The organism is Reella acinonychis, from assembly GCF_052384575.1.
In the GTDB taxonomy this organism is placed as follows: Bacteria; Pseudomonadota; Gammaproteobacteria; order Enterobacterales; family Pasteurellaceae; genus JBQSUQ01.
Genome location: NZ_JBQSUQ010000015.1, coordinates 19,958 through 45,307 on the forward strand (window position 1 = coordinate 19,958; position 25,350 = coordinate 45,307).

The 25,350-nt window shown below is 37.5% G+C and carries 27 protein-coding genes and 1 riboswitch; of the genes, 9 read left to right on the top strand and 18 right to left on the bottom strand.

What is annotated here, in order from left to right:
• Positions 1 to 20: 20 nt before the first annotated feature.
• A riboswitch (TPP riboswitch) is annotated at positions 21 to 116 on the top strand.
• 119 nt (positions 117 to 235) lie between these two features.
• From thiC to ACT2CV_RS06945, 4 genes are all read left to right on the top strand, one after another.
• Positions 236 to 2,170 carry a phosphomethylpyrimidine synthase ThiC gene (gene thiC, locus ACT2CV_RS06930; protein ID WP_464972804.1) on the top strand — a complete coding sequence of 645 codons (1,935 nt, stop codon included), beginning with the start codon at positions 236 to 238 and terminating at the stop codon, positions 2,168 to 2,170.
• Between the two features lie 254 nt (positions 2,171 to 2,424).
• Positions 2,425 to 3,924, top strand: a complete 1,500-nt coding sequence (locus ACT2CV_RS06935) for a surface lipoprotein assembly modifier (protein WP_464972805.1) — start codon at positions 2,425 to 2,427, stop codon at positions 3,922 to 3,924.
• A gap of 35 nt (positions 3,925 to 3,959) precedes the next feature.
• Positions 3,960 to 4,952 (top strand): hypothetical protein, encoded by a 993-nt coding sequence (locus ACT2CV_RS06940; protein WP_464972806.1) that lies wholly within the window; start codon positions 3,960 to 3,962, stop codon positions 4,950 to 4,952.
• A gap of 135 nt (positions 4,953 to 5,087) precedes the next feature.
• A complete protein-coding gene (locus tag ACT2CV_RS06945; protein WP_464972807.1) occupies positions 5,088 to 5,690 on the top strand; it encodes a hypothetical protein in 603 nt (200 codons plus the stop codon).
• Positions 5,691 to 5,720: 30 nt separating this feature from the next.
• Here the strand turns inward: ACT2CV_RS06945 and ACT2CV_RS06950 are convergent, their stop codons facing one another.
• Positions 5,721 to 6,620 carry a RimK family alpha-L-glutamate ligase gene (locus ACT2CV_RS06950; protein WP_464972808.1) on the bottom strand — a complete coding sequence of 300 codons (900 nt, stop codon included), beginning with the start codon at positions 6,618 to 6,620 and terminating at the stop codon, positions 5,721 to 5,723.
• Between the two features lie 130 nt (positions 6,621 to 6,750).
• Between ACT2CV_RS06950 and ACT2CV_RS06955 the strand changes: the two genes are divergently transcribed.
• Positions 6,751 to 7,017, top strand: coding sequence for a GrxA family glutaredoxin (locus tag ACT2CV_RS06955; RefSeq protein WP_464972809.1), 267 nt, complete (start codon positions 6,751 to 6,753; stop codon positions 7,015 to 7,017).
• A gap of 62 nt (positions 7,018 to 7,079) precedes the next feature.
• On the opposite strand, the gene bamC is transcribed toward ACT2CV_RS06955, so the two are convergent.
• On the bottom strand, positions 7,080 to 8,081 hold the full coding sequence (bamC, locus tag ACT2CV_RS06960) for an outer membrane protein assembly factor BamC (RefSeq protein WP_464972810.1): 1,002 nt from the start codon (positions 8,079 to 8,081) through the stop codon (positions 7,080 to 7,082).
• 108 nt (positions 8,082 to 8,189) lie between these two features.
• Complete coding sequence (gene dapA, locus ACT2CV_RS06965) at positions 8,190 to 9,083, bottom strand: 4-hydroxy-tetrahydrodipicolinate synthase (protein ID WP_464972811.1); 894 nt, start codon at positions 9,081 to 9,083, stop codon at positions 8,190 to 8,192.
• Between the two features lie 129 nt (positions 9,084 to 9,212).
• On the opposite strand from dapA, the gene bcp reads away from it, so the two are divergent.
• Both bcp and ACT2CV_RS06975 read left to right on the top strand, forming a co-directional pair.
• Positions 9,213 to 9,683, top strand: coding sequence for a thioredoxin-dependent thiol peroxidase (gene bcp / locus ACT2CV_RS06970; RefSeq protein ID WP_464972812.1), 471 nt, complete (start codon positions 9,213 to 9,215; stop codon positions 9,681 to 9,683).
• 163 nt (positions 9,684 to 9,846) lie between these two features.
• On the top strand, positions 9,847 to 10,584 hold the full coding sequence (locus ACT2CV_RS06975; protein WP_464972813.1) for a ComEA family DNA-binding protein: 738 nt from the start codon (positions 9,847 to 9,849) through the stop codon (positions 10,582 to 10,584).
• 61 nt (positions 10,585 to 10,645) lie between these two features.
• Here the strand turns inward: ACT2CV_RS06975 and cgtA are convergent, their stop codons facing one another.
• From cgtA to rplU, 4 genes are all read right to left on the bottom strand, one after another.
• Positions 10,646 to 11,812, bottom strand: coding sequence for an Obg family GTPase CgtA (gene cgtA / locus ACT2CV_RS06980; RefSeq protein ID WP_464972814.1), 1,167 nt, complete (start codon positions 11,810 to 11,812; stop codon positions 10,646 to 10,648).
• A gap of 31 nt (positions 11,813 to 11,843) precedes the next feature.
• A complete protein-coding gene (locus ACT2CV_RS06985) occupies positions 11,844 to 12,782 on the bottom strand; it encodes a DMT family transporter (RefSeq protein WP_464972815.1) in 939 nt (312 codons plus the stop codon).
• Between the two features lie 73 nt (positions 12,783 to 12,855).
• Positions 12,856 to 13,113 carry a 50S ribosomal protein L27 gene (gene rpmA, locus ACT2CV_RS06990; protein WP_005626413.1) on the bottom strand — a complete coding sequence of 86 codons (258 nt, stop codon included), beginning with the start codon at positions 13,111 to 13,113 and terminating at the stop codon, positions 12,856 to 12,858.
• Positions 13,114 to 13,133: 20 nt separating this feature from the next.
• The gene (gene rplU / locus ACT2CV_RS06995; protein WP_005695431.1) at positions 13,134 to 13,445 is read right to left on the bottom strand and encodes a 50S ribosomal protein L21; all 312 of its coding nucleotides are present in this window, start codon (positions 13,443 to 13,445) and stop codon (positions 13,134 to 13,136) included.
• 235 nt (positions 13,446 to 13,680) lie between these two features.
• Here rplU and ispB point away from each other — a divergent pair, with 235 nt between their 5' ends.
• Together ispB and ACT2CV_RS07005 are read left to right on the top strand one after the other, a co-directional pair.
• Positions 13,681 to 14,652 (top strand): octaprenyl diphosphate synthase, encoded by a 972-nt coding sequence (ispB, locus tag ACT2CV_RS07000; protein ID WP_464974024.1) that lies wholly within the window; start codon positions 13,681 to 13,683, stop codon positions 14,650 to 14,652.
• Positions 14,653 to 14,707: 55 nt separating this feature from the next.
• Positions 14,708 to 15,454 (top strand): epoxyqueuosine reductase QueH, encoded by a 747-nt coding sequence (locus ACT2CV_RS07005; protein ID WP_464972816.1) that lies wholly within the window; start codon positions 14,708 to 14,710, stop codon positions 15,452 to 15,454.
• Positions 15,455 to 15,497: 43 nt separating this feature from the next.
• Here ACT2CV_RS07005 and ACT2CV_RS07010 read toward each other — a convergent pair whose 3' ends face one another.
• From ACT2CV_RS07010 to exbD, 11 genes are all read right to left on the bottom strand, one after another.
• Positions 15,498 to 16,424, bottom strand: coding sequence for an ABC transporter substrate-binding protein (locus ACT2CV_RS07010; protein WP_464972817.1), 927 nt, complete (start codon positions 16,422 to 16,424; stop codon positions 15,498 to 15,500).
• An 8-nt stretch (positions 16,425 to 16,432) separates the two neighbouring features.
• Positions 16,433 to 17,677 carry a dicarboxylate/amino acid:cation symporter gene (locus ACT2CV_RS07015; protein WP_464972818.1) on the bottom strand — a complete coding sequence of 415 codons (1,245 nt, stop codon included), beginning with the start codon at positions 17,675 to 17,677 and terminating at the stop codon, positions 16,433 to 16,435.
• Positions 17,678 to 17,869: 192 nt separating this feature from the next.
• Positions 17,870 to 18,796, bottom strand: a complete 927-nt coding sequence (gene era, locus ACT2CV_RS07020; protein WP_464972819.1) for a GTPase Era — start codon at positions 18,794 to 18,796, stop codon at positions 17,870 to 17,872.
• Positions 18,797 to 18,798: 2 nt separating this feature from the next.
• Positions 18,799 to 19,470: a ribonuclease III gene (gene rnc, locus ACT2CV_RS07025; RefSeq protein ID WP_464972820.1), complete on the bottom strand. Its 672-nt coding sequence runs from the start codon at positions 19,468 to 19,470 to the stop codon at positions 18,799 to 18,801.
• A 1-nt stretch (position 19,471) separates the two neighbouring features.
• Positions 19,472 to 20,494: a signal peptidase I gene (gene lepB, locus ACT2CV_RS07030; protein WP_464972821.1), complete on the bottom strand. Its 1,023-nt coding sequence runs from the start codon at positions 20,492 to 20,494 to the stop codon at positions 19,472 to 19,474.
• Between the two features lie 8 nt (positions 20,495 to 20,502).
• Positions 20,503 to 22,299: a translation elongation factor 4 gene (gene lepA / locus ACT2CV_RS07035; RefSeq protein ID WP_464972822.1), complete on the bottom strand. Its 1,797-nt coding sequence runs from the start codon at positions 22,297 to 22,299 to the stop codon at positions 20,503 to 20,505.
• A gap of 196 nt (positions 22,300 to 22,495) precedes the next feature.
• Positions 22,496 to 22,879 (bottom strand): autonomous glycyl radical cofactor GrcA, encoded by a 384-nt coding sequence (grcA, locus tag ACT2CV_RS07040; RefSeq protein ID WP_464972823.1) that lies wholly within the window; start codon positions 22,877 to 22,879, stop codon positions 22,496 to 22,498.
• 358 nt (positions 22,880 to 23,237) lie between these two features.
• Positions 23,238 to 23,558 carry a ribosome-associated translation inhibitor RaiA gene (gene raiA, locus ACT2CV_RS07045; RefSeq protein ID WP_464972824.1) on the bottom strand — a complete coding sequence of 107 codons (321 nt, stop codon included), beginning with the start codon at positions 23,556 to 23,558 and terminating at the stop codon, positions 23,238 to 23,240.
• Positions 23,559 to 23,742: 184 nt separating this feature from the next.
• The gene (locus ACT2CV_RS07050) at positions 23,743 to 24,105 is read right to left on the bottom strand and encodes a YbaN family protein (RefSeq protein WP_464972825.1); all 363 of its coding nucleotides are present in this window, start codon (positions 24,103 to 24,105) and stop codon (positions 23,743 to 23,745) included.
• A 91-nt stretch (positions 24,106 to 24,196) separates the two neighbouring features.
• Positions 24,197 to 24,961, bottom strand: a complete 765-nt coding sequence (locus tag ACT2CV_RS07055; protein WP_464972826.1) for an energy transducer TonB family protein — start codon at positions 24,959 to 24,961, stop codon at positions 24,197 to 24,199.
• Position 24,962: 1 nt separating this feature from the next.
• Entirely contained in the window at positions 24,963 to 25,349 is a 387-nt protein-coding gene (gene exbD / locus ACT2CV_RS07060; protein ID WP_464972827.1) for a TonB system transport protein ExbD, read from the bottom strand.
• Between the last annotated feature and the right edge of the window lies 1 nt (position 25,350).

Sequence of the window (25,350 nt, forward strand, 5' to 3'; positions counted from 1 at the left end):
CTATTTTAATTTATACTTTTTCAATCTTGTCGGAGTGCTTTCGAGCTGAGACCATATTGGGATCCGTCGAACCTGTTGGGCTAACACCCGCGTAGGGAAACAAGTAAAACTCATCAAAATTAAACCGCACTTTTGTGTATGTCGCCTGCATTTTTGCAAAACAGACGTTATACGATGATTTACCCCTCACTTCAACAAGCAATTTACTTTCTTCCATTAAAAAAGGTATTTGCTTATGTCAAAAGTTACTACTCGCCGTGAAAAACGTGAAGCGGCACAAGCCTTTATTCATAATTTAAAAGGGCATCAACACCCCAATTCTTCTCGCTTTTATTTGCAAGGTTCTCGGGCAGATATTCAAGTGCCGATGCGAGAAATTCATTTAAGTCCAACTTTGGTGGGCGGCGATAAAAATAATCCGCAATATGAGCCGAACGAATCCATTCCTATTTATGATACCGCTGGCGTCTATGGTGATGAGCAAAAAGAGATTGATGTCACCAAAGGCATTCCTGCTTGTCGTGAAAATTGGATCATTGAACGTGATGACACGGAGCAATTGTCGGCGTTGAGTTCCGATTATGCGAATTTACGCCAAAATGACCGCACTTTGGACGAACTGCGTTTTCAACTGAAACATCAAGTGCGACGTGCCAAATCGGGCAAATGTGTGACGCAAATGCATTATGCCAAACAAGGCATTATCACCCCTGAAATGGAATTTATCGCTCTGCGTGAAAATATGGGGCGTGAGCGAGTGAAAAGTGCGGTGCTTTTGCAACAACATTTGGGGCAGGCGTTTGGTGCAAATATTCCTGATAAAATCACCCCTGAATTTGTGCGACAAGAAGTGGCGGCAGGGCGTGCGATTATTCCTTGTAATATCAATCACCCTGAATTAGAACCGATGATCATTGGGCGTAATTTCTTAGTGAAAGTCAATGCCAATATTGGTAACTCTGCAGTGACCTCATCTATTGAAGAAGAAGTGGAAAAACTGGTGTGGGCAACCCGTTGGGGTGCGGATACAGTGATGGACTTGTCCACAGGACGGAATATCCACGAAACACGGGAATGGATTATTCGCAACAGCCCTGTGCCAATTGGCACGGTGCCGCTTTATCAAGCCTTAGAAAAGGTCAATGGCGTGGCGGAAAATCTCACTTGGGAAATTTTCAAAGACACCATTATTGAACAAGCGGAGCAAGGGGTGGATTATTTCACCATTCACGCTGGCACCTTGTTGCGTTATGTGCCGATGACTGCCAAACGCTTAACGGGCATTGTTTCTCGTGGCGGTTCCATTATGGCGAAATGGTGCTTGTCGCATCATCAGGAAAATTTCTTGTATGAACATTTCCGTGAAATCTGTGAAATTTGTGCCAGCTATGATGTGTCACTGTCTTTAGGCGATGGCTTACGCCCAGGTTCTATTCAAGATGCTAATGATGAAGCGCAATTTTCTGAGCTTTACACCTTAGGCGAACTCACCAAAATTGCGTGGGAATATGATGTGCAAGTGATGATCGAAGGGCCAGGGCATATTCCGATGCATATGATCCAACGCAATATGACCGAAGAACTTGAACATTGCCACGAAGCGCCTTTCTATACCTTAGGACCACTGACTACCGATATTGCCCCGGGCTATGATCATTTCACTTCAGGCATTGGGGCAGCGATGATCGGCTGGTTTGGCTGTGCCATGCTGTGTTATGTAACGCCGAAAGAGCATTTAGGCTTGCCTGACAAAGAAGATGTTAAACAAGGGCTAATTACCTACAAAATCGCTGCCCACGCTGCAGATTTAGCCAAAGGACACCCAGCGGCACAAATTCGTGATAATGCCATGTCAAAAGCCCGTTTTGAATTCCGTTGGGAAGATCAGTTTAACCTTTCTCTCGATCCTGAAACCGCTCGTGCCTACCACGATGAAACCTTGCCACAGGAATCAGGCAAAGTCGCCCATTTCTGCTCGATGTGTGGGCCAAAATTCTGCTCCATGAAAATCACCCAAGAAGTGCGTGATTATGCGAAAAGCTTGGAAAGCATTGAAGTGGTGAACGTGACAGACGATGTCCAAACTCAAGCAGAAGGATTGCGTGAAATGGCAGAAAAATTCCGCGAAAAAGGCGGTGAGATTTATCATCAAACGCAGGATTTACTGTAGTTAACCCCGTCAGAGTAAGAAAAAGTTACCCACCATATCATATAAATATGGTGGGTAATAATCATAATATTTCTCAATGTAATACTAATACCACGATAATTATAATTTTCTTCGTTATAGGTATAAAATCGAAGCAATTTTCTGTGAAATCGTGGTATTTTTTATCTTATAAATTGAATAAAATAACACCTATTTAATTTACATATGGGCATGTTACTGATACACTCGCCCGCTTTTAAATAAAGTAACAGAGAATGAAGATGAAATATAAAATTACAGCCCTCACTTTTTTGACAACTATTTGCCAACTCACTTGGGCAAATAATGATCGAATTATTAATGTAGATAATCATCGCCCTGATGAAAAATTTATGCAAACAACGGCGACTAGACCTACACGTTCTATCCAAGATATAGAACCAACCTCAAGCATAAATAAACAAGAAGCACAGGTATTAACAAAAGCCCAACTGGAGCAACAACCCGAGTTAACATTACAGCTTCTTGTTAATGCATTAAAAAATAACGATATCGTACAAGTAGAGCTATTAACAGAAATTTATCAACGAACTCCGCAACCTGATCAAGAATTATTACAATGGGCTGGAGCATTAATCGCCTATCATAAAGGGAATCTTAGTCATTCTATTGATTTATATCGAGCCTTATTGGCTAAAGATCCCGATCAACAAGCAATTCGTTTACAATTAGCAATTGCACTTTTTAAAAATAAACAAAATGAAGCGGCACAATGGGAATTTACCAAATTACGCTCAGAGCCTCTGCCTACACCATTAATCCATTTAATTGATACTTATTTAACAGAATTAAATAAACAAGATCAGGTGCAATTTTATTTTAGTGCGAATTATTTACAAGAATCCAATGTGAATAATGCACCTAAATCTGGATTAAAAGTAGAAGGTTTTACACCATCAAGTGAACCAGAACGAGCAACAGGTGTAGGATATTTTGCTAATATGCATAAAAATTGGTCTTTAGCAAAAGGTTTCTTTACCGATATTGATGTGGATATTAATGGTAAATATTATTGGGATAATCGTAAATATAATGAACTCTCATTACAAGGACAATGGGGATTCGGTTATCGCAATCTTAACCATGAAATCAAAATTGCCCCTTATATAGAAAGACTTTGGTATGCAGGTGGTGAAAAATCAACCACTACAAAATTAAAGCCCTATGAAAAACAAGTTGGTTTAGCCTTAAGTTATAAAACTTGGTTAAATTCAAACTGGAAATTATCAACTGAAATGAGATATGCAGAACAACGCCATCATCAGCCAGAACAACATCATGCGAATGGTAATTACTATTCCCTATCTCATCAAATTCAATATATTCCAAATAGTAAGCAAGTATGGTCTTTAGGTTTAGATTATTATCGTAAAAACGCGACATTGAAAGCTAACGCCTTTCAACGTTACGCAGTATCTGTAGGCTGGGCACAGGAATGGCTAAAAGGCATTTCTACTTCACTACAACTTAGTTATGCACAACGCCAATATAAAGCTGCTTCAGCATCAAGCGAAGATATTTTTGCACCTAGCTTTTTTAAAGTAAGACAACAGAACAAAGAATACGCTATCAGATTGGACCTCTGGAAAAGAGACTTGCATTTTTTTGGTATAACACCTAGAATTTCTGCTTTTTTCCAAAAAACAAAAAGCAATAATCCGTTTGCTGAATATGATCGTCAACGGATTTATATGACGTTCAGTAAAACTTTTTAATTATTTTTTTATTTCTATTTTATTTAAGGATTTTTATGAAACTAACAAAAACTTTCACACTAACAATGTTATCAGGATTAATTGTCGCTTGTAGTGGAGGTGGCGGAGGTGCTAGTCATACAGCACCATCAGCAGTTAATCCAAACCATTCTCAAACAAATGCACAATCAAATAAGAATGGAAATAGCACACACAAAGACAAATCAAAAGAATCAGCTACGAATACAACAACTAAACAATCTGAAACTCAAAAACAGCCTGAGCCTCAAAAACAACCTGAGCCTCAAAAACAACCTGAGCCTCAAAAACAACCTGAGCCTCAAAAACAACCTGAGCCTCAAAAACAACCTGAGCCAGAAAAAAAATGGAATGGCAACTTTGCACATAGTAAAGATGCCGTGCCAGTAAAATATATTGTCCCAAATGAAAAATATACCTATAGCACAGATAAACATATCAAAGAAGTAAAAGAAGGCGTAATTCAATTAAAACCTGGAAAAAATACAGATAATGAAGCTGGCCCTCATTATGATTTTTACCTACTAGATGATAACGTTTATTATGGTTACTATCGTGATACGGTAGATTTCATGAAAGTACGTAATAATTATGTATATTCTATTGAAGAAGGATCTGAAAACACTGGCGACTTAAGCCACCTAACTGCAAACTATAAAGGACAATTTTTATATACTACAACTGTAAATACTGAAATTGTTACACCAGCTAACTTAGAACTTTCTTATAAAGCGGGGGAAGCAACTGGTAAAGTTATTGGTAAATACACTGGAACTGAATTGTTTTCTTTAAAAAGCAACCCGGGCGATCCAAGAAGTGTTGTTTTCAAACCTGAAACAACACAATTAGATAATTTATCTGAACCATTAGTCGTATCAAAGGATTCACCTGACCGTGCAGTTGCAGAACTCCACTTTGTAAACGGCAAAGATAAAGTGGAAAATAAACACATTGTAGGTGAAGTAAAACATGAGAAATATTGGGGAGTTATCGGCGCAACCAAACAATAGAAAATAATTGAAAAACACACCGCACTTTCTCATATAAAAGTACGGTGTTATTTTTTGTAATTTCACAAAATACTATATTTTCATCTAAAAATTATTGCTATAATTTAGCTAATTTTTTCCTCTAATATATAGGCTATGACATTTAAATCCGTTGTACTTTCATTACTACTCTTGCCGACAATGCTATGGGCACAATGGCAACCTGTTGGTAAAACAGATTATAACTGGGGACCTTTTTTAGTTTATACCATCGCTTTGCACACTGAAACAGGCAATTATCAAGAAAATGAGCGCCCATTAATGTTAACTTTTACTTATGACAAACAAGTAGAAGGGAAGAATTTTGCCGTTAGCTTAATTAAAGAATTAGAGAATTTTAAAATCGAAGCTGATACTGAGGGCTGGTTAAAGGAATTACAACGTATTTTTCCTGATTTCTCACCTAATGATAAGTTAAGCTATATTGCTCTTGAGGATAAGGGCTATTTTGTACTTAATGATACAGTGTTAGATTACGAATTTGATCAGCAATTTAATCAGGCATTTATTGATATTTGGCTATCTCCACAAACAAAGCACCCCAAAATGCGTGCAAATTTAATTGATAAATCAAAAAATGATCTACAAGATGCGCCAACGAAACCTACACAAGACGCGGTGCCATTACATGAGGAAGAAATCAATCCTCAATTGCCACCAGAATATCAAATACAGAATCCTGATAAACGCGTTTCATAAATAAAGCCCAGCTAAATGCTGGGCTTATCTTTATCTCATTAATTTCTTCTCTAAATAAATAATCATTTGCAGTGCAATATCAATGCCACTGGTCTTCTCTATCATTTCTAAACCTGGGCTGGCATTAACTTCAAGAACGAGCAATCCATGTTGAGATCGAATAAGATCCACGCCTGCAACATCTAAACCTAATGCTTTAGTCGCCTTGATAGCAATTGCTTTTTCCGTTTCATTGAGTTGTAAGGTATCTGCACTGCCACCACGATGAAAATTGGCACGAAATTCTCCATTTTGCCCTTGTCGTTGCATACTTGCTACAACGCTATCACCAATCACAAAACAACGAATATCGGCATTATTAGCTTCTTCAATAAAATCCTGTAATAGCACTGGCACACTCGCATCTTTTAAGGTTTCTAAAATACTGACTGCTCGCTGCTTTTTATCTGCCAGAATCACGCCAATACCTTGCGATCCCGATAACGTTTTGATGATTAATGGCTCTGCAATATAATTTATGCTTTCCCCTACTTCACATTCACAACCCGCCAGTAAAGTATTCGGCACTGCAATCCCTTCTTGCTGTAAAAGTTGCAAACTTTGCCATTTATCTCTGGCTTGTGAGAAAGCAATATCGTCGTTTAAACAAGGTACCGACTTCGCCCGAAAATGACGTAAAACAGCACAGCCCATTTTGGTACTGGCAGAACCAAAACGTGGCAACACCGCATCATAATCTGGCACAGGATAAGGCGTAGCTTTATAATTCTCTTGATAATATAAATTAAAGTGCGGTGCGTTTTGTTCAAGTTTTAATAAAAAACGGTTTGGATCCAAAATATCCATTTGATGACCACATTGTTCAGCTGCCTCTTTTAAACGCTGGCAACTGTATAATCTAGGCTCTCGGCATAGCATTAGAAATTTCATTTGATACCATCTTACTCATCAGTTTTCATTGCGCTAATATTACCTCAATCAGATCAATGATTGAAATCATTTATACTTTATTAAAAAATCCGCTAGAATGAGCAAACCATAACACAGAAAAGGAAATATTATGTTTGTAAAAATCTATGGTCGCATGAGCTGCCCATATTGCGTTAGAGCAAAAAATTTAGCAGAAAAATTAACAGCTGAAGTGGCTGATTTTAGCTATGAATTTATTGATATGATCGCACAGAATCTCACAAAAGATGATATTGCTGAGTTGATTGGTGTAGATGAAGTGCAAACCGTACCACAGGTAACCATTGATGGCAAACCAATTGGCGGTTGCACAGATTTCCAAGCCTTTAGCCAAGCTCAATTTGGTATTAATGTGTAATACAGACAATAAAAAATGGAAAAGTGAACAATCACTTTTCCATTTTACTTTCTAATCATCAACTATTTGGCAAGAATTGCTTGTAGGGCTTGGTAAACTGCCTGTCCAGCTTCGCCTGCTAAAGCTTCTTTATCTTCATTACTCATCACAACTGCACTTTCATTGCCATAAGCATTAAGTTGCATATAGTATTCGCCACGCTCTAAATCAGGTTGAGTCACACCAAAACGCGCCCATTCCGTTGCATCAAGTGCTTTATATTTCAACACACGATAACCACGTCCTGCAACTTCTTCTTCGATATTAAAGCCTAATTGTGGTAATGCATCACCTAATTTATTCCAAGCTTGACGGAAATTTACATTCATAGCTAAAGCTAAATGTTGGTTATTATCCGTAATCAAGGCCGATTGCACAGGACCGGCATTTTCTAACGCTACTTGCTGTTGTTGCGTACGGTACGCACGATTCAACTCGCCGACTAATTGGTTTAAGCGATCTGACGTATAACGTTCTTTATCTTTCACACTTGGGGTAAAAATAATATCATCACGTTTCATTTCCGCAATTGTCACAGTTAACGCGCTCGCTTGATGATCACTTAATTCTTCGATGATATAACGAATTTGTGTGTTACCAATATCATCTGCCCGACCTGTTGAAGTCCAATCAGTTTGAATACGATTACCTTCTGTTTTATAAGCAATATTTTGTTCAGTCAATAAGCGTTCAATTTGTTGCAAATTATAAACCTGTTGTTTTTCTAACGGATAGGCGATCAATGAACGCTCGCCATCAAATTGCGCAACTGAATGGGTAATAATCGCCATTGGTGTAGATGGTGGACGAATATCAATACCATCCGTTTTCGCCACAACATCCGTTGGCAACTGATAAGTATTGTCTTGTCCTAAAATAGTGACACCACCAGTTTCTAATTTAGTAAAAACAGGCGTAGCACCTTGACGTTCATAGCTATCGTTAGCAGATTGTTTGCTTTCATTACTTGTAGAACAAGCGGTTAATGTTGCTAAAATACTAAACGATACAAGCCATTTTTTCATAATTTGTCCCTTAAGATTGACTGAAATTTCTATTTACTCTCTGCATAGACAATAAATTTGCTGAAAAGTTTTAGGGCTGCATACACAGCCCTAAAAGTGCGGTTAAAATTATAAGAGTTTTGCGATCTGCAATGCTTCTAACACCTTAGGTTGTGCAGCTTCACTTAATGTTGTTAATGGTAAACGTAAGGTTGGGTTGGCAATAAGTCCCAATTTATATGCAGCCCATTTAACTGGAATTGGGTTGCCTTCGACGAATAAATTACGGTGCAAAGTCATTAAACGATCATTAATTTCATCAGCTTCCGCAAATTTACCTGCTAATGCATATTCGCACATTTTTGCCATATCCGCTGCGGCTAAATTATTGGTAACAGAAATAACGCCCTGTCCACCTAATTTGATACTTTCCAATCCAGTGGCATCATCACCACTTAAGAAAATAAAATCTTCGCCAGCACAATCTTTAATTTGACGTACACGACTTACATCGCCACTTGCTTCTTTGATACCCACAATATTGGCAATTTCCGCTAAACGACCAACGGTTTCCGGTTTCATATCACTACCCGTTCTGCCTGGCACATTATATAAAATTTGTGGCAAATCCGTACATTCTGCAATCGCTTTAAAATGTTGATACATACCTTCTTGCGTTGGTTTATTGTAATAAGGCACAACAGATAAACAACCTGCAACACCACTACCAGTAAGTAATTTGGTCATGGTAATCGCTTCACTTGTAGCATTTGCTCCAGCGCCTGCAATCACTGGAATTCGACCATCAGCAAATTCCAAGGTCTTGAGAATAGTCTTCACATTTTCTTCAATACTTAATGTTGCTGCTTCACCAGTAGTTCCCACAGACACAATGCCATGCGTACCTGAAGCGACATGGAAATCAACTAATTTCTTCAGTTCGTTATAATCAACTTCGCCATGGCTATCCATTGGAGTAATTAATGCGACGATACTACCGAAAAATAAAGGATTTGAAGACATAAAAACCTCTCATAATATCTTGTTGATGTTTGCTTGGTAATTTTCCTTTAGCATTGCTAAAATAGTCAAAATTTGCAAGCAATTTTTTTCATTTTATAAAGAAAAATCCAAATTATAAGGAAATATTCAATGTCCCCATTAAAAATTGGTGAAAATGCACCGCACTTTGTGCTAAAAAACCATGAAAATCAATCTGTTTCACTCCAACAATTCTCTGGGCAGAAAGTATTAGTCTATTTTTATCCCAAAGCATTAACGCCCGGTTGTACCACCCAAGCTTGTGGATTACGAGATAGCAAATCGGAATTAGAGCAATTAGGATTAATCATTCTAGGCATTAGCCCTGACAGTCCAGAAAAGCTCGCCAAATTTGTTGAGAAAAAAGCCCTTAACTTTCCTTTATTATCTGATCCTGATCATCAAGTTGCAGAACAATTCGGTGTATGGGGGGAAAAGAAATTTATGGGCAAAACCTACGATGGTATTCATCGCATTAGTTTTTTAATTGATGAGAACGGAAAAATTGAGCATGTTTTTGATAAATTCAAAACCAGCGAACACCATCAACTGATTTTGGACTATTTAAGCAATAGTAATTAATTGTTTGAACGTAAAGTAAATAGCAGTTCTAAAATAAATTTATCTTCTTATTGGGAACAAATTCAAAAATCAATTGCCCAAGTGACATCATGATTTATTGTTTATAGCAGTAAAACCAATGATACCGAAATTTATCTGGTTTAATTATTATGAAGGAAAACAAATGAAAGCATTAAAAACAGTATTAACTTTAACAGCTGCACTTATTTCAACATCCGTATTGGCAGACAATAGCGCAGCGTTGAATTCAGCCAAGCAAGTGGCAAATCAACAAGTAGAAGCAGTTAAACATACTACTAAAGCTGCAAAAGATTCAGTGAAATCAATGGCTAGCGATAAATTCAATTCAGTTAAGGAAGCGGCTAAAAATAAAGTGACTGAGAGCACAAATAATATGGCGTCAGCAAAAGATGCAATGAAATCAAAAACTGAAAATAAAGTAGCTGAACTAAAAGAAACGGCGAAAGCCAAAGTGGAAAGCAAAGTTAATAACGCAAAAGAAACTGCACAAAAACAAGTCACTGAGAGCAAAAAATCTGTTGATTCTGCAAAATCCATGGCAAATGAAAAAATGGATGCTGCAAAAGAGAAAATGTCAAAAGTGAAAGAGCAAGCAGACAATGTGAAAGGAAAAGCACATAAAGCTAAAGAACAAATGGATTCGGTTAAAGAAAAAGCGGATAAGGCAAAAGAAAAGCTCAGCTCAATGGGAAAAGTCAATGTCAACACAGCTGATTTAGCGACTTTGCAACAGCTTAATGGCATTGGTCCAGTGAAAGCGCAAGCGATCATTGATTATCGTAATAAAGTAGGAAAAATCAAGGACTTAAAAGAATTATCTAATGTTTCAGGTATTGGCGAAGCAACATTAGAAAAATTAAAAGGTTTTATTGGCTTTTAATTAATTTATAAAAAAAGCGCGGTTAAAATTTTCATATTTTTAACCGCGCTTTTCTGTTTATTTAGCGTTCGTAAATAATTTCTACGCCTTCTTCATCTTCCTCAGACCAATCATCCCAGAAATCATCTTCTTCAACCGCATTTTCCATGGCTTGTTGGTGATAATCGTCCCATTTGAATTTCACTTCTTCCTCTGCTTTTTGTTCTTCCTCAACTTCACGCGGGTTGGCTTCAATGAAATCCATAATTTCGCGCGTTAAATCCGACACATTTTTACCTGTCGCGGCAGAAATGAGGAAATAATCTTCATCATAGCCAAGGCGTTCTGTGATCTCTTGCGCTTTTTCTAATGCCTCCTCCTCGCTCATAGTGTCAATCTTATTGAACACTAACCAGCGCGGTTTATCTGCTAATTTTTCACTATATTGGAATAACTCATTTTCAATAATCGCAATATTATCCGCTGGATCAGATTGATCAATTGGATCAATATCCACCAAATGAATCAAAACACGACAACGTTCTAAATGTTTTAAGAAACGAATACCAAGTCCTGCACCTTCAGAGGCATTTTCAATTAACCCTGGGATATCAGCCACCACAAAGCTACGATCAGCGCCAATTCGAGCCACACCTAAACTTGGCACTAAGGTTGTGAAAGGATAATCCGCAACTTTAGGTTTTGCAGCAGAAACTGCTCGAATAAAGGTTGATTTACCCGCATTTGGTAACCCAAGCATACCTACATCGGCCAATAGCATTAATTCAAGTTGTAAGTCTCGTTTTTCGCCCGGAGTTCCCATGGTTTTTTGACGTGGCGCACGATTGACTGAAGATTTAAAACGGGTATTACCTAAACCATGATAACCGCCTTTCGCGACTAACATTTTAGCGCCATGTTTAGTTAAATCGCCCAATACTTCTTTCGTATCATTATCCGTTGCTCTCGTTCCTACTGGCACACGTAAGACAATATCTTGGCCTCGTTTACCTGTGCAATCAGAACTGCGTCCATTTTCACCGCGCTGTGCGGCAAAACGTTTCTCAAAGCGGTAATCAATTAATGTATTAAGATTTTCATCCGCTACTAAATAAACATCACCGCCATCGCCACCATCACCACCATCAGGACCACCCTTAGGAATAAATTTCTCGCGACGGAAACTGACACAGCCATTACCACCATCTCCCGCTTCCACACGAATTAAGGCTTCATCAATAAATTTCATTATAATTTCTCCGTAAGATAAGGATTATTCCCTACCTTGATTTATTTTGTACGTTTTTCTTAAATAATTTATGTCCAATAGAGGATAACATTGCCCCTAATACTACCACAAAGGCGCCAATATAACTTAATGAATTCAATTCAGGTGCAGCAAAAGTCGTTGGCGCGATATGATGTAAAATGTGAGAGAATAAAATGGTAAATAAAGGAACAGAAGTCAATACAACGCTAATTTTAGACACATCCCAATGATTTAACGACTCAGCATAAGCACCATAAGCAATAACCGTATTCAAGCAACAATAAATAAAGCAACACCAAGTAAAAAAATTCAGATTTTCAATTTGTTTAAATTCAGCAAAAGGCATAAAGACGATGACACAACCAATATACATAAGCAATAAAATTTGCTGGCTGGAAAACTGTCTTAACATTAATTTTTGTGCAACGCCATAGCCGACCCAAACTAAAGCGGAAAGAATACTCAATATCACACCAATTGAATACACATTCAGATTTAGGAAAAGCTCGAGCTTATCATTAAAAAATAAACTCAAACCTATCACTAATAAAGCTAACCCAATTTTCTGATGTAACCCCAAACGCTCTTTAAAAACAAGCACGCCAATAAGCAACATAGCGAAAGAGGACAAATGAATAAAAATTTGTGTAACAGCAGGTTCTACATAATTTAAGGAAGAATTAAATAAAACGAAATTACCTGCAAGTCCCAACACACCTATAATCGCCCAAATAAAATAATAACGATTAAATTGTGATCTTTTCGGCAATTTTTTAGCACAAGCAAGAATAAGAAATAAAGCAATAGATGCCACAACAAAACGATACCAAACGATCGTTGTCGCTTGCATAACCGTAACAACTTGTTTTAAAGCAATAGAAAGCGATCCCCAAGCCATTGCTGTTGTCAGGGCTAATAAAAATCCGAGAAGAGGTCTTTGCTGTTTCATACTGATACTTGAAGCCTTAAAACAAAAATGCCTCGCAATTGAAAGCGAGGCATTTTATTCTGCTAATTTGAAATTACTCAGTTACAATACTTACGTATTTACGGCTTTTTTCGCCTTTAACTTCAAATTTAACTTTTCCGTCTGCAGTTGCAAATAAAGTGTGGTCTTTACCCATACCTACATTTGAACCTGCGTGGAATTTAGTACCACGTTGACGAACGATAATGCTACCTGCTAAAACAGACTCGCCACCGAAACGTTTAACACCAAGGCGTTTAGCTTCAGAATCACGACCGTTACGAGTTGAACCACCAGCTTTTTTAGTTGCCATCTACTTGATCTCCTCTGAAATTATGCTTGAATCCCAGTGATTTTCACTTCTGTGAACCACTGACGATGACCTTGTTGTTTACGGCTGTGTTTACGACGACGGAACTTAACGATTTTCACTTTATCGCCACGACCTTGAGCCACAACTTCAGCCACTACTTTTGCACCAGCAACAACTGGAGCGCCGATTTTTACATCTTCACCATTAACGACCATCAACACTGAATCGAATTCAACAGTTGCACCTGTTGCTAATTCAAGTTTTTCTAAACGAACAACTTGACCTTCGCTTACACGATGTTGTTTACCGCCACTTTGGAAAACTGCGTACATAAATACTCCGCTAATATTGTGCTTATAATGTCATTTCATTTTTAGCACATTAAATTCATATAAATAGGTCGCAAATTCTACGTAAAATTACTTCATATAGCAAGCGTTTATTTGAAATAAAATAAAAAAAGTCTGAAATAAGGTGGTTTCATTTTAGAAATTGTGAAAAATCAGGTAAAATCCACCGCACTTATAGTTTTAATTCAGATTATTTGCGATGACAACTACAAATTTAATGGATATTAATAGCATACAAGCATTAATTGAGAAAGATATGCAACTCGTCAATGAGGAAATTCTTGCTCAGCTTAATTCAGATGTTTCTTTGATCAATCAATTAGGCTTTTATATTATTCAAAGTGGTGGAAAACGTATTCGCCCAATGATCGCACTACTTGCTGCCAAAGCCCTAAATTATCAAGGTGAACATATGCCGACGTGTGCAGCCTTTATCGAATTTATTCATACCGCAAGCTTATTGCATGATGATGTAGTTGATGAATCTGATTTACGCCGCGGGAATCCAACTGCGAATGCCGAGTTTGGTAATGCAGCAAGTGTATTAGTGGGCGATTTCATTTACACACGTGCTTTTCAGCTTATGGCGAAGCTCAATTCATTAAAAATGTTGCGTATTATGTCAGATGCAACCAATGTATTAGCCGAAGGTGAAGTCCAACAATTAATGAATGTGAATGATCCCGATACAACTGAAGAAAGCTATATGCAAGTAATCTACCGTAAAACTGCACGCTTATTTGAAGTATCAACGCAATCCGCTGCTGTTGTTGCCAATGCAAGTGAAGAAATTGAAACTGCCTTACAACTTTATGGTCGCTATTTAGGTACCGCATTCCAACTTGTCGATGATATTTTAGATTACAGCGCCAATGCTGCAGCTTTAGGTAAGAATGTGGGCGATGACTTAGCGGAAGGTAAACCGACATTACCATTGCTCCATGCGATGCGTCATGGCAATCCACAACAAGCTGAACTCATTCGCAACGCCATTCAACAAGGTGGACAACGAGAGATTATTGAGGATGTGCTTGCAATTATGGCTGAACATCAATCCCTTGATTATGCAATGCAGCGAGCCAAGCAAGAAGCACAAAAAGCGGTAGATGCTATAGACATCCTACCAGATAGTGAATATAAACAAGCCTTAATCTCATTGGCTTATTTATCAGTCGATCGGTCTTACTAACGATTAAACATGAAGACCGCATAAAAGTGCGGTCATTTTATTTTGAGTTTTTTCCATGACAGAACAAACAAAACTTCCACAAAATACACCGCACTTTGAACCTAAAAATAGAAAGAAAAAAGAGCGAAAAGATCCCAATGCCCCTTTTGTACGCCCTAAATTAGAATTACCAGATGGGCACAATAAATTATTGCTTCATTCTTGCTGTGCTCCTTGCTCGGGCGAAGTGATGGAAGCGATTTTAGCTTCTGGTATTGAGTTCACCATTTATTTTTACAACCCGAATATTCATCCATTAAAAGAATATTTAATTCGTAAAGAAGAGAATATCCGCTTTGCAGAGAAACATAATATTCCATTTATTGATGTGGATGATGATTATGAAAATGATCGCAAAACCTGGTTTAAACGCGCAGAAGGCATGGAGTGGGAACCCGAGCGCGGAGTTCGTTGCACAATGTGCTTTGATATGCGATTTGAAAAAGCGGCGCAATACGCCCATGAAAATGGTTTTCCTGTTTTTACCAGTTGCTTAGGTATTTCGCGCTGGAAAGATATGAACCAAATTAACAATTGCGGTCATCGCGCGGCAGCACCTTATGAGGATGTGGTCTACTGGGATTACAACTGGCGTAAAGGCGGTGGAACGGCTCGAATGATTGAAATAAGTAAACGTGAACGTTTCTATCAACAAGAATACTGCGGTTGTGTTTATTCATTGCGTGACACAAATAAATGGCGCTTAGAAAATGGCCGCCAGCGCATTGAAATTGGTAAACTCTATTATTCGCCAGACAAATAAACAAAAATCCCCTTATAAAAAGGGGATTTTTTTCACCGCACTTTTATTTGTGCTGATTCACAAAATCTAATACGTCATAATCCACCATTTCTTCCGCGGAAACCAAGCGGTCAATAATGCCGGCATCCAACTGATATTCAAGATAGGTTTCAAATTCGGATTTTGTTATTTCAATTGATGGAGACCACATGCCTTCTTCAACAAATCGAGCTACTGTGGCTTTGCCTGTTTGCACATTTAACTCACCCCAACGCTCCGCTAGAATATGGCTGATAACGCCATCAGGATCTGTCTGATAATGTGCTAATAACCAATCAATACCTTTTTGCAATCCTAAGGCAAAGCGTTTGTTTAATGCTTTTGGATCTTGCGCAACGGCTAAGTTAGTATAATAAACACTCCAAGGAATAGTATCGCCATCTTTTGCCATTTCGGAAACAATATAGCCATGCCCTTGATCTTGCAATTCATCCGCCCAAACCGCTTGCGTGCAAATATAATCACCAAAAGTCCCTTTTGAGAAGGTTTCAACTAACATGTGATTGACGAAATCATGAATAAATCTCACTTTAGAAACATCAACACCATATTTTTTCAGCGTTCCGACCAAGAAAATATATCCACTCGCTCCCCCATCACAAGGCACTAAAATGGTTTTGCCTTCAACATCTTTCCAATTAAATGGTTTATTTTCTCTCGCCACTAATTTAAAAGGACATTTAGAGGAAATTTTCGCAAAAGACAAATATTTATTTACATTATGTAGTTGATACATATTCGGTACCCAAATACCACCACATACTGCATGATATTCGCCAGAATCAATATCAGATAAACATTGTGTCCAATTGGCTGGAATATGGGTTTCCACATCCAAATCTTGCTCTTTAAAGAAACCTAATTTTTCCGCAATATATTGTGGCAAATAGTTAATCGAATTACCGGTTGATGAAATTTTATACTTATCCATGCTTTCTCCTAAACATCTTCTTTCACATGAACTACTTTGCCATCAAAAATATCGCGATTAAACTCACCTTCTTGTTTTGCAATAATAGTCGCAATTAAAGCATCACCAGTTACATTAGGGATCGTTGTAATCATGCCGCGGAACCAGTCAATACCAGCAATAAAGGCAACACCTTCAGCAGGTAAGCCTAAGCTTGGCATTAAACTGGCGAAAATCACTAATGCACCGCCCGGCACAGAAAGCGTTCCCATACAAGCTAAGGTTGATAACGCAACAATTTGAATAATACCTGTAAATGGAATATCGATATTATAAATTTGAATAATAAAGATTGAGGCAATTGATAAGAAAACCGCTTGACCTGCACTATTTAACACCATGCCTAATGGATTTACTAAATTAGAAATACGGTGGCTTACCCCTAATTTTTCCTCAGAATCTTTCATTTTGATTGGTAAAGACATAGCACTAGAGGTTGTTGTTGCCGCCATAATTGACATAGGGATAACTTTTTGAGTCAATTTAATTGGAGAGACCTTAACATAAAAAGCCGTAATTAACACATAAATAAGCATAATCAATGCGGTAGCAATGAATAAAGTAAATAAGTACTTCGCCAATGGTAACAATACAGCTAATCCGGTAGCACCTGCAACTTTAGCCATTAATGCACCCACACCGATTGGCGCAATTTTCATTACAAAACCAATTAAAATTAAAATAGTTTTATTTAATGATTTAACAAATTCTAATACTTTGTCATCACCAGTTTTATCTAAGTAAACACTGGTTGCCACCCCAAAGAATAGAGCGAAAATGATCACTTGCATCATATCGCCACGACTTAATGCCGAAATAATATTTTTCGGGAAGAATGAAGTGATAATATCTGTAAAGGATTTACCATGTCCGCTGATGTTTACATTGGCGGCTTCCACATTCACACCAACACCAGGCTGAATAACTAAAGCAAAGAATACGCCAATCACTGCTGCAATCACTGTCGATAAAAAGAACATGGTAAACAAACGAGCGCCCATTTTCCCTAACTGACTTGGTGATAATTGTCCAACCGCTTCAGTTACAGCCCCTAAGATGACAATAGGTACCCCCATCATCACAAGGTTCAAGAAAATCGTACCCAAGCTGCCAATAGGCTCAATTTGAGGCCCAACAACAGCACCAAGAATCAAACCAATAACGGTCGCTAACAAAATTTGGTTTGTTAGCGAAAGCGAAAATTTTTTGCTCATATTTAACTCCTATTTAATAATGGATTAACATTAGATCATATTTTAATGGCTAAGGAAATCCTCCGATCTTTATTCTGTGAGAGGGATCACAGCCTAATAACTTTTTTGCATAAAAAAACAGCATAGAAAAAAACATAAAAAAGTGCGGTGAAAAACTGTCAAATTTTCCACCGCACTTTTAATCAGAAAAGATTAATAATCTTCCATATAACCAAGGCTGCGTAATGCCCTTTCATCATCCGCCCAGCCTGATTTCACTTTTACCCAAAGTTCCAAATGCACTTTGTTATCAAAAAGTCTTTCCATATCGGCTCGAGCTTCCATTCCAATAGTTTTGATTTTTTGTCCTTTGCTACCAATCACCATTTTTTTCTGACCATCACGTTCAACCAAAATTAAACCATTAATTTCATAGGTACCACGTTCGTTTAGCTTAAATTGTTCAATTTCAACCGTCACAGAATAAGGTAATTCTTCACCCATAAAACGCATTAATTTTTCACGAATAATTTCCGACGCCATAAAACGTTGTGAGCGATCCGTTACATAATCTTCAGGGAAATGGTGAACACCTTTCTTCAATGATTCGCGTACGATTTTTTGCAAAATATGTACGTTGTTGCCACGTTGTGCAGAAATTGGCACAATGTCTTTGAAATTAAATTTTGCACTTAATTCTGTGATAAAAGGCAGTATTTCTTCTTTATTTTTTACATTGTCGATTTTATTGATAGCCAACACAACCGGTGCTTTGGCTTGGCGCAATTTGTTTAATACCATTTCATCATCATCGTTCCAATGAGTGCCGTCCACCACAAAAATAATTAAATCTACATCGCCAATTGCACTACTTGCCGCACGATTCATTAAACGGTTAATGGCACGTTTTTCTTCAATATGTAATCCTGGCGTATCCACATAGACAGCTTGGTAAGCCCCTTCCGTATGAATACCTACAATGCGGTGACGTGTGGTTTGTGCTTTTCGTGAAGTAATGGAAATCTTTTGCCCTAATATTTTGTTGAGCAAGGTGGATTTCCCTACATTTGGACGACCTACAATGGCAATAAATCCACAATAGGTTTCGCCCATATCCTCTGATAAAATCTCTTCTGTCATAATTAAATATCCAATTCTTTTAATACTTGTTCAGCTGCTATTTGCTCAGCTTTACGACGGCTGCTTGCCACCCCAATAAAAGTGCGGTCTAAATTTGATACATTACATTCCACCGTAAAAGTCTGACAATGCGCTTCCCCTTGAATATGAGTAACATTATAAGTTGGCAATTCTAAACGTTTACTCTGTAAATATTCTTGCAAACGTGTTTTAGGATCTTTTTGATTTTCGCCCGGCTTAATGGCTTGCAAATAATCTTGATACCATTGACGAACAATAGTCATGGTTTGTGCTAAATCTCGATCTAAGGACATCGCGCCAATAATCGCCTCAACACAATCAGCCAAAATAGATGCTCGACGGAAACCACCACTTTTTAGCTCACCAGCCCCTAATGCCATATAATCGCCTAACTCAAATTTACGCGCTAATTCCGCTAAGGTTTGCTCACGCACTAAAGAAGCACGCATACGGCTCAATTCACCTTCATTGCAATTAGGAAACTGTTGATATAGTGCTTCGGCAATAGTTAAATTCAGGATCGCATCGCCCAAAAATTCCAATCGTTCATTATGAATTTTTGCTGCACTGCGATGTGTTAATGCTTGCTGTAAAAGCGCCACTTGATTAAATTGATAACCAATATGGCGTTGTAATCGATTTAAATCATTCATATTACTGAATTTTTGTAAATAGACGTTTAGTACGAATACCTGTTGGCCATTCGCCTGGTTTCTTATCTAAGCTCAACCAAATATAAGTCGCTTTACCGACAATATTTTTCTCTGGTACGAATCCCCAGAAACGACTATCTTCGCTCATATTACGGTTATCGCCCATCATAAAATAATGCCCAGCGGGTACAATCCATTCCGTTGTGTAATATTCTTGACGTGCATAATCTTTATAGCGGAAACCTTCAGAAATGGGCTCAGGAAACCAATGGATTTTGTGCTCTACATCACCTTTTTCCACTAATTCCAACATACTTGGACCATATCTAAAGCTACCATCTGGATTTTTACCAATAATTGCTCTAAATTCATCGTTAATTTGTGGATCTGAATAATCAAAGGTTTTCACCGAACAATTATTTTCGCACGCTTTTCCATCTTGTCCATAAATCACTGTTAATTTACGATCAAGTTCGTTATAAATAACACGATCGCCACCGATACCAATGACACGTTTAATATAATCAATGCTTGGTGCTGGCGGAGCCTTAAACACAACTACATCACCACGCTGTACATTGCCTGTTTCAATTAATTTATTCTGAAATACAGGATCTTTAATGCCATACGCATATTTTTCCACCACAATAAAATCGCCCACTCTTAATGTTGGCTCCATTGACTGAGAAGGAATTTGGAATGGTTCAATCACAAAAGAACGTAAAATCAACACAAAGGCTAATACAGGAAACAACGAAGCAATAAATTCTTCGCCTTCGCCAATAGGTTCAATTTTACTTTTTTCTTCATCCGTTAATGTTTGGCCACTACGTTGTTCTGTTCGTGCAATTTGTCGTTGGCGGCGTGGCTGAACAGAAAAACGATGGTAGCACCATAAAATACCTGAAAGTGCGGTGAATAAAATTAATAAAATTGAGAATGTATTTGGTAACTGCAAATGATCTAGCACTTTCCAAACACCAAATCCTACCGCAAATAAAATAGGTAAAAAGAGTTTTGACATAATATTCCTTATTTATCTTTACCAACATGCAAAATGGCTAAAAACGCTTCTTGTGGTACTTCAACATTACCTAAGGATTTCATACGTTTTTTACCTTCTTTTTGTTTTTGTAATAGTTTTTTCTTACGGCTCACGTCACCACCGTAACATTTCGCCAATACGTTTTTACGCAATTGTTTTACCGTAGAACGAGCAATAATGTGGTTACCAATCGCCGCTTGAATAGCAATATCAAATTGTTGGCGTGGAATGAGTTCACGCATTTTTTCCACAAGCTCACGACCACGATATTGCGCATTGTCTTTATGAACAATTAATGCAAGTGCGTCCACTCGTTCCCCATTAATCATAATATCCACACGCACCATATCTGCTGCTTGGAAACGTTTGAATCCATAATCTAATGAAGCATAACCACGAGAAGTTGATTTCAAACGGTCAAAGAAGTCTAACACTACTTCGCCCATTGGAATTTCATAAGTCAGCGCCACTTGATTACCATGGTAAACCATATTGGTTTGAACACCGCGCTTCTCCACGCAAAGGGTGATAACATTACCTAAATAGCTTTGTGGCAATAACATATTACATTCTGCAATCGGCTCACGAATTTCTGCAATGTTGCTTAACGGCGGTAATTTTGACGGGCTATCTACATAGATCACTTCACCGTTGGTTTGTTCTACTTCATAAACTACTGTTGGCGCAGTTGTGATGAGATCTAAGTCATATTCACGCTCTAAACGCTCTTGAATAATCTCCATGTGCAACAAGCCAAGGAAACCACAACGGAAACCAAAGCCAAGAGCGGTGGAATTTTCAGGCTCATAGAAAAGAGAAGCATCATTGAGGCTTAATTTACCTAAAGCATCCCTGAACGCCTCATAATCATCAGAACTAATCGGGAACAACCCTGCATAAACTTGCGGCTTCACTTTTTTAAAGCCTGGTAAAACCGATGTAGCTGGATTATGGTGAGAAGTTAAGGTATCGCCCACTGGCGCACCTAAAATGTCTTTAATAGCACAAACTACCCAACCTACTTCACCACAATTGAGTACAGTTGTATCCACTTGTTTTGGTGTAAAAATACCAAGACGATCCACGTTATAAGATTGCCCTGTGGACATCACTTTGATCTTATCGCCTTTACGTAAAGTACCATTTTTAATACGCACTAAAGATACCACACCCAAATAATTATCGAACCAAGAGTCAATAATTAAGGCTTGTAATGGCGCTTCAGGATCGCCTTCTGGTGCAGGGATTTTATGAACAATTTCTTCTAATACCTCATCAATCCCCACGCCTGTTTTCGCTGAACAACGCACGGCTTCCATCGCGTCAATACCAACAATATCTTCAATTTCTTCTGCGACACGTTCTGGATCGGCTGCTGGCAAGTCAATTTTGTTTAAAATTGGCACCACTTCTAAATTCATTTCAATCGCGGTGTAACAGTTAGCAAGGGTTTGTGCTTCCACGCCTTGTCCTGCGTCCACCACCAATAATGCACCTTCACAAGCCGCTAATGAACGAGATACTTCATAAGAAAAATCCACATGTCCTGGCGTATCGATAAAGTTTAATTGATAGGTTTCGCCGTCTTTTGCTTTATAATTTAAAGTCACACTTTGTGCTTTAATGGTAATACCACGCTCACGTTCAAGATCCATTGAATCCAACACTTGCGCTTCCATTTCACGATCCGATAAACCACCACAGGTTTGAATTAAACGATCCGATAAAGTCGATTTCCCATGGTCAATATGAGCAATAATTGAAAAGTTACGAATATTCTTCATAAAAATAATAATCTGTTGTAATAATAAAAAGTAAATCAATATAAATCGTGCAATTGTACCTGAAATTCCAACAGACCGCTATACGAACAAAAGCAAAGTGCGGTGAAAATTCACAAACTTTTCACAACATCTTATTTACTGGCAATAAAAAACCCTGAGTGAAACTCAGGGTTTTCTTTTATACTAAAACAACAAATTATAGGCTTTCAGTGAAAGTACGAGTGATTACATCACGTTGTTGTTCTGGCGTTAATGAGTTGAAACGTACAGCATAACCAGAAACACGAATTGTTAATTGTGGGTATTTTTCTGGATTTTTTACTGCATCTTCTAAAGTTTCACGACGTAAAACGTTTACGTTTAAGTGTTGACCACCTTCAACTTTTACTGTTGGTGCAACATCAACTGGTAATTCACGATATTCGATTTGACCTAATTCGTTGATTGCAACGATTTGATCTTCCACGAATTCACCTTTTGCACATAAACAACGCGCTTCACCTTTGTCGCTGTCTAATAACCAGAATGAATTTAATAAATTGTCGTTTGCTGCTTGGGTAATTTGAATACCTTTAATCATTTTTCTGCCTCCTATAATTGGCGGTTATTAATTGGTTTGAATTGTGCGAAATTTTATCAAAAAATTTGATGATTTCAACAATATTTGACATTTATCAAGAGAAAATCGTACAAATTTTACTTAAACTTGACTTAGGTCACATAAAAGCACTTAAATAAAATCACTTATTAACATTTTAATTACATAATTTAACAACTTATAAACATTTAACTTATTTATTATTTATCTATCTTACCTAAATAAACAAAATTATTACCATATTTCGTCTAAATAAGTGAAGTGCTATTTTTCTCAATTTTATACAAAAAATACCCCAGACGATATTATCTGGGGCAGGAATATAAATTGCTATTCTTTATTATTGAAATGAATCTTTCAATCGTTCATCAGCACGACGCGCTTCGCCTTTATGCTGAAGTTTATTTAATTGACGTTCGAGTTTTTCCTCAACCTCATTAATGGCTTTGTACATATCATCGGCTTCAGCACTTGCGAACAAATTACCATGAGGTGTACCAATTGATGCCTCGACGGAAAAACCTTGTGGCACCTTATTTAATATAAAATGCGGATTAATTAACTGGGTTTGCCATTTCTCTAATTTAGCGAGTCTATCCTCAATGTGAGCACGAATTGCCGGTGTAATGTCCATTTGTTTACTTGCAATATTAAGTGTCATAGCATTTACCTCTTTTGTTAGTGAGTTTGATTACTCTTGTTTACATCTTAACTACAAAATATGCCCTTCAGCCAAACATTTCAAGTCATTTATAACGAAACCCGCAACTAATTTACAAAAATGTGATCTCAATCGAAAAATCAGCTTCTGATTATATATTTTGTTATAAGAATAATAGAGAAGATTATTTAGGTAAGGTTTTAATTTTAAAGAAGAAATAATAATATTGAGCAACAATAACCAAACCTAACGTCAGTTTTCCCCAAATATTTGGTAGCATAAAAAAGGCTAACAAGCAAAAAGGTGCCGAAATTGCCAAAATGCTGATTTTTTGCTTCATTGTCATTGATTTATGTTGATCATAGTCTTTCAAATATTTGTCGTATAATTGTGTAGTCATAAACCAATGTTTCAACCTTGGTGAGCTTTTACCAAAGAAATAAAGTGCTAATAGCAAGAAAGGCGTTGTCGGTAAACCTGGTGTTGGAATTCCTATAATACCCAATCCTATACTGAAAAAAGCCAATAAAATATAAACTGCTCTCATATAATATCGATCACTTCCTTATAAATACGTCATCTAAAAATTAAAAGTGCGGTGAAAACGCTCATATTTTCCACCGCACTTTATTATACCCTTATTGTAACCTAAACTGAATTGGCACTTCTAAAGAAGCCGGCATTCCTATTGGTCTTGCACCAACAGATCTTGCGCTTTGTACTGCTTGCAATGCCGAGTTATCTAAATCATCACTACCAGAGGATTTGCTAATACTCGCACTATTAATCGAACCATCAGCAGCAAGATTAAATTTAACAATTACCATCCCTTGTTTACGCATCATTTTAGCACGCTGTGAATATTTTTTATGCCGTTCAATTTCACGACGTAATGCGCTTTTATATGCACTAATTTCTGATGTGTTTGTACCATTTCCTGCTAAATTTGCAGCATTCGTATTTCCTTTTACCGAACTTGCTTGAGAATTGACATTTGAGTTACCTTCTCTCACTTGATCTGCTTTTACCGCATCTTTTTGTTCTACAGCTTTAGCTTTGATTTCTGTTTTAACCTTTGGCTTTTCTTTTTTCTTTGGTTTTTCCTTAGGTTTTTCTTTCGGCTTCTCTTTTGGTTTTTCCTCTATTTTTTTTATCATTGGATCCGCAACAATTTCCTTTTTTTCCTCGATGACAGGTTGCTCACTTTCCACTTCAGGTTCTGGCTCTGAAGCTTGTTCAACCATTGTCGCCATCATCATTTGCATAGAAATTGCCGTATTAGCCAACTCATTCGATTGAGTACTAGCACTATTATCGTCTCTCAATCCAAAAATAATAAGTGCAGCCAATCCCAAATGAAAAACGAAGGATCCTGTAAAACCTAACCATGAATTTTTCGGCATACTACTTGCCTTTGTCTTTCATTGTTACAATCGCAACATTCGTAATTTGATTTTTTGCCATTAAATCAGTGATCGAAACAAAGTCTTGGAAAGAGGCTTTCGCATCTACTTTTAATGTGACTTTTTGCGCTTTATCCCAGCTAGAAATCTCTTGCTCCAAATTAACCATATCAATGGGTTTATCATTCAAGAAAACCTCACCATTTTCTGTCACAGTTAATAATTTAGCTAAATCATCCGACTTAAATGCTACTGTTTGAGAGGCTTTTGGTACATTGACTTGAATCTTGCCCTGTGAAATAAAAGAAGCCGTAATCAAAACAATCGCCAATAGCACTAACATAATGTCAATAAAGGGGATAATATTGATTTCATCAAATTTTTTCATG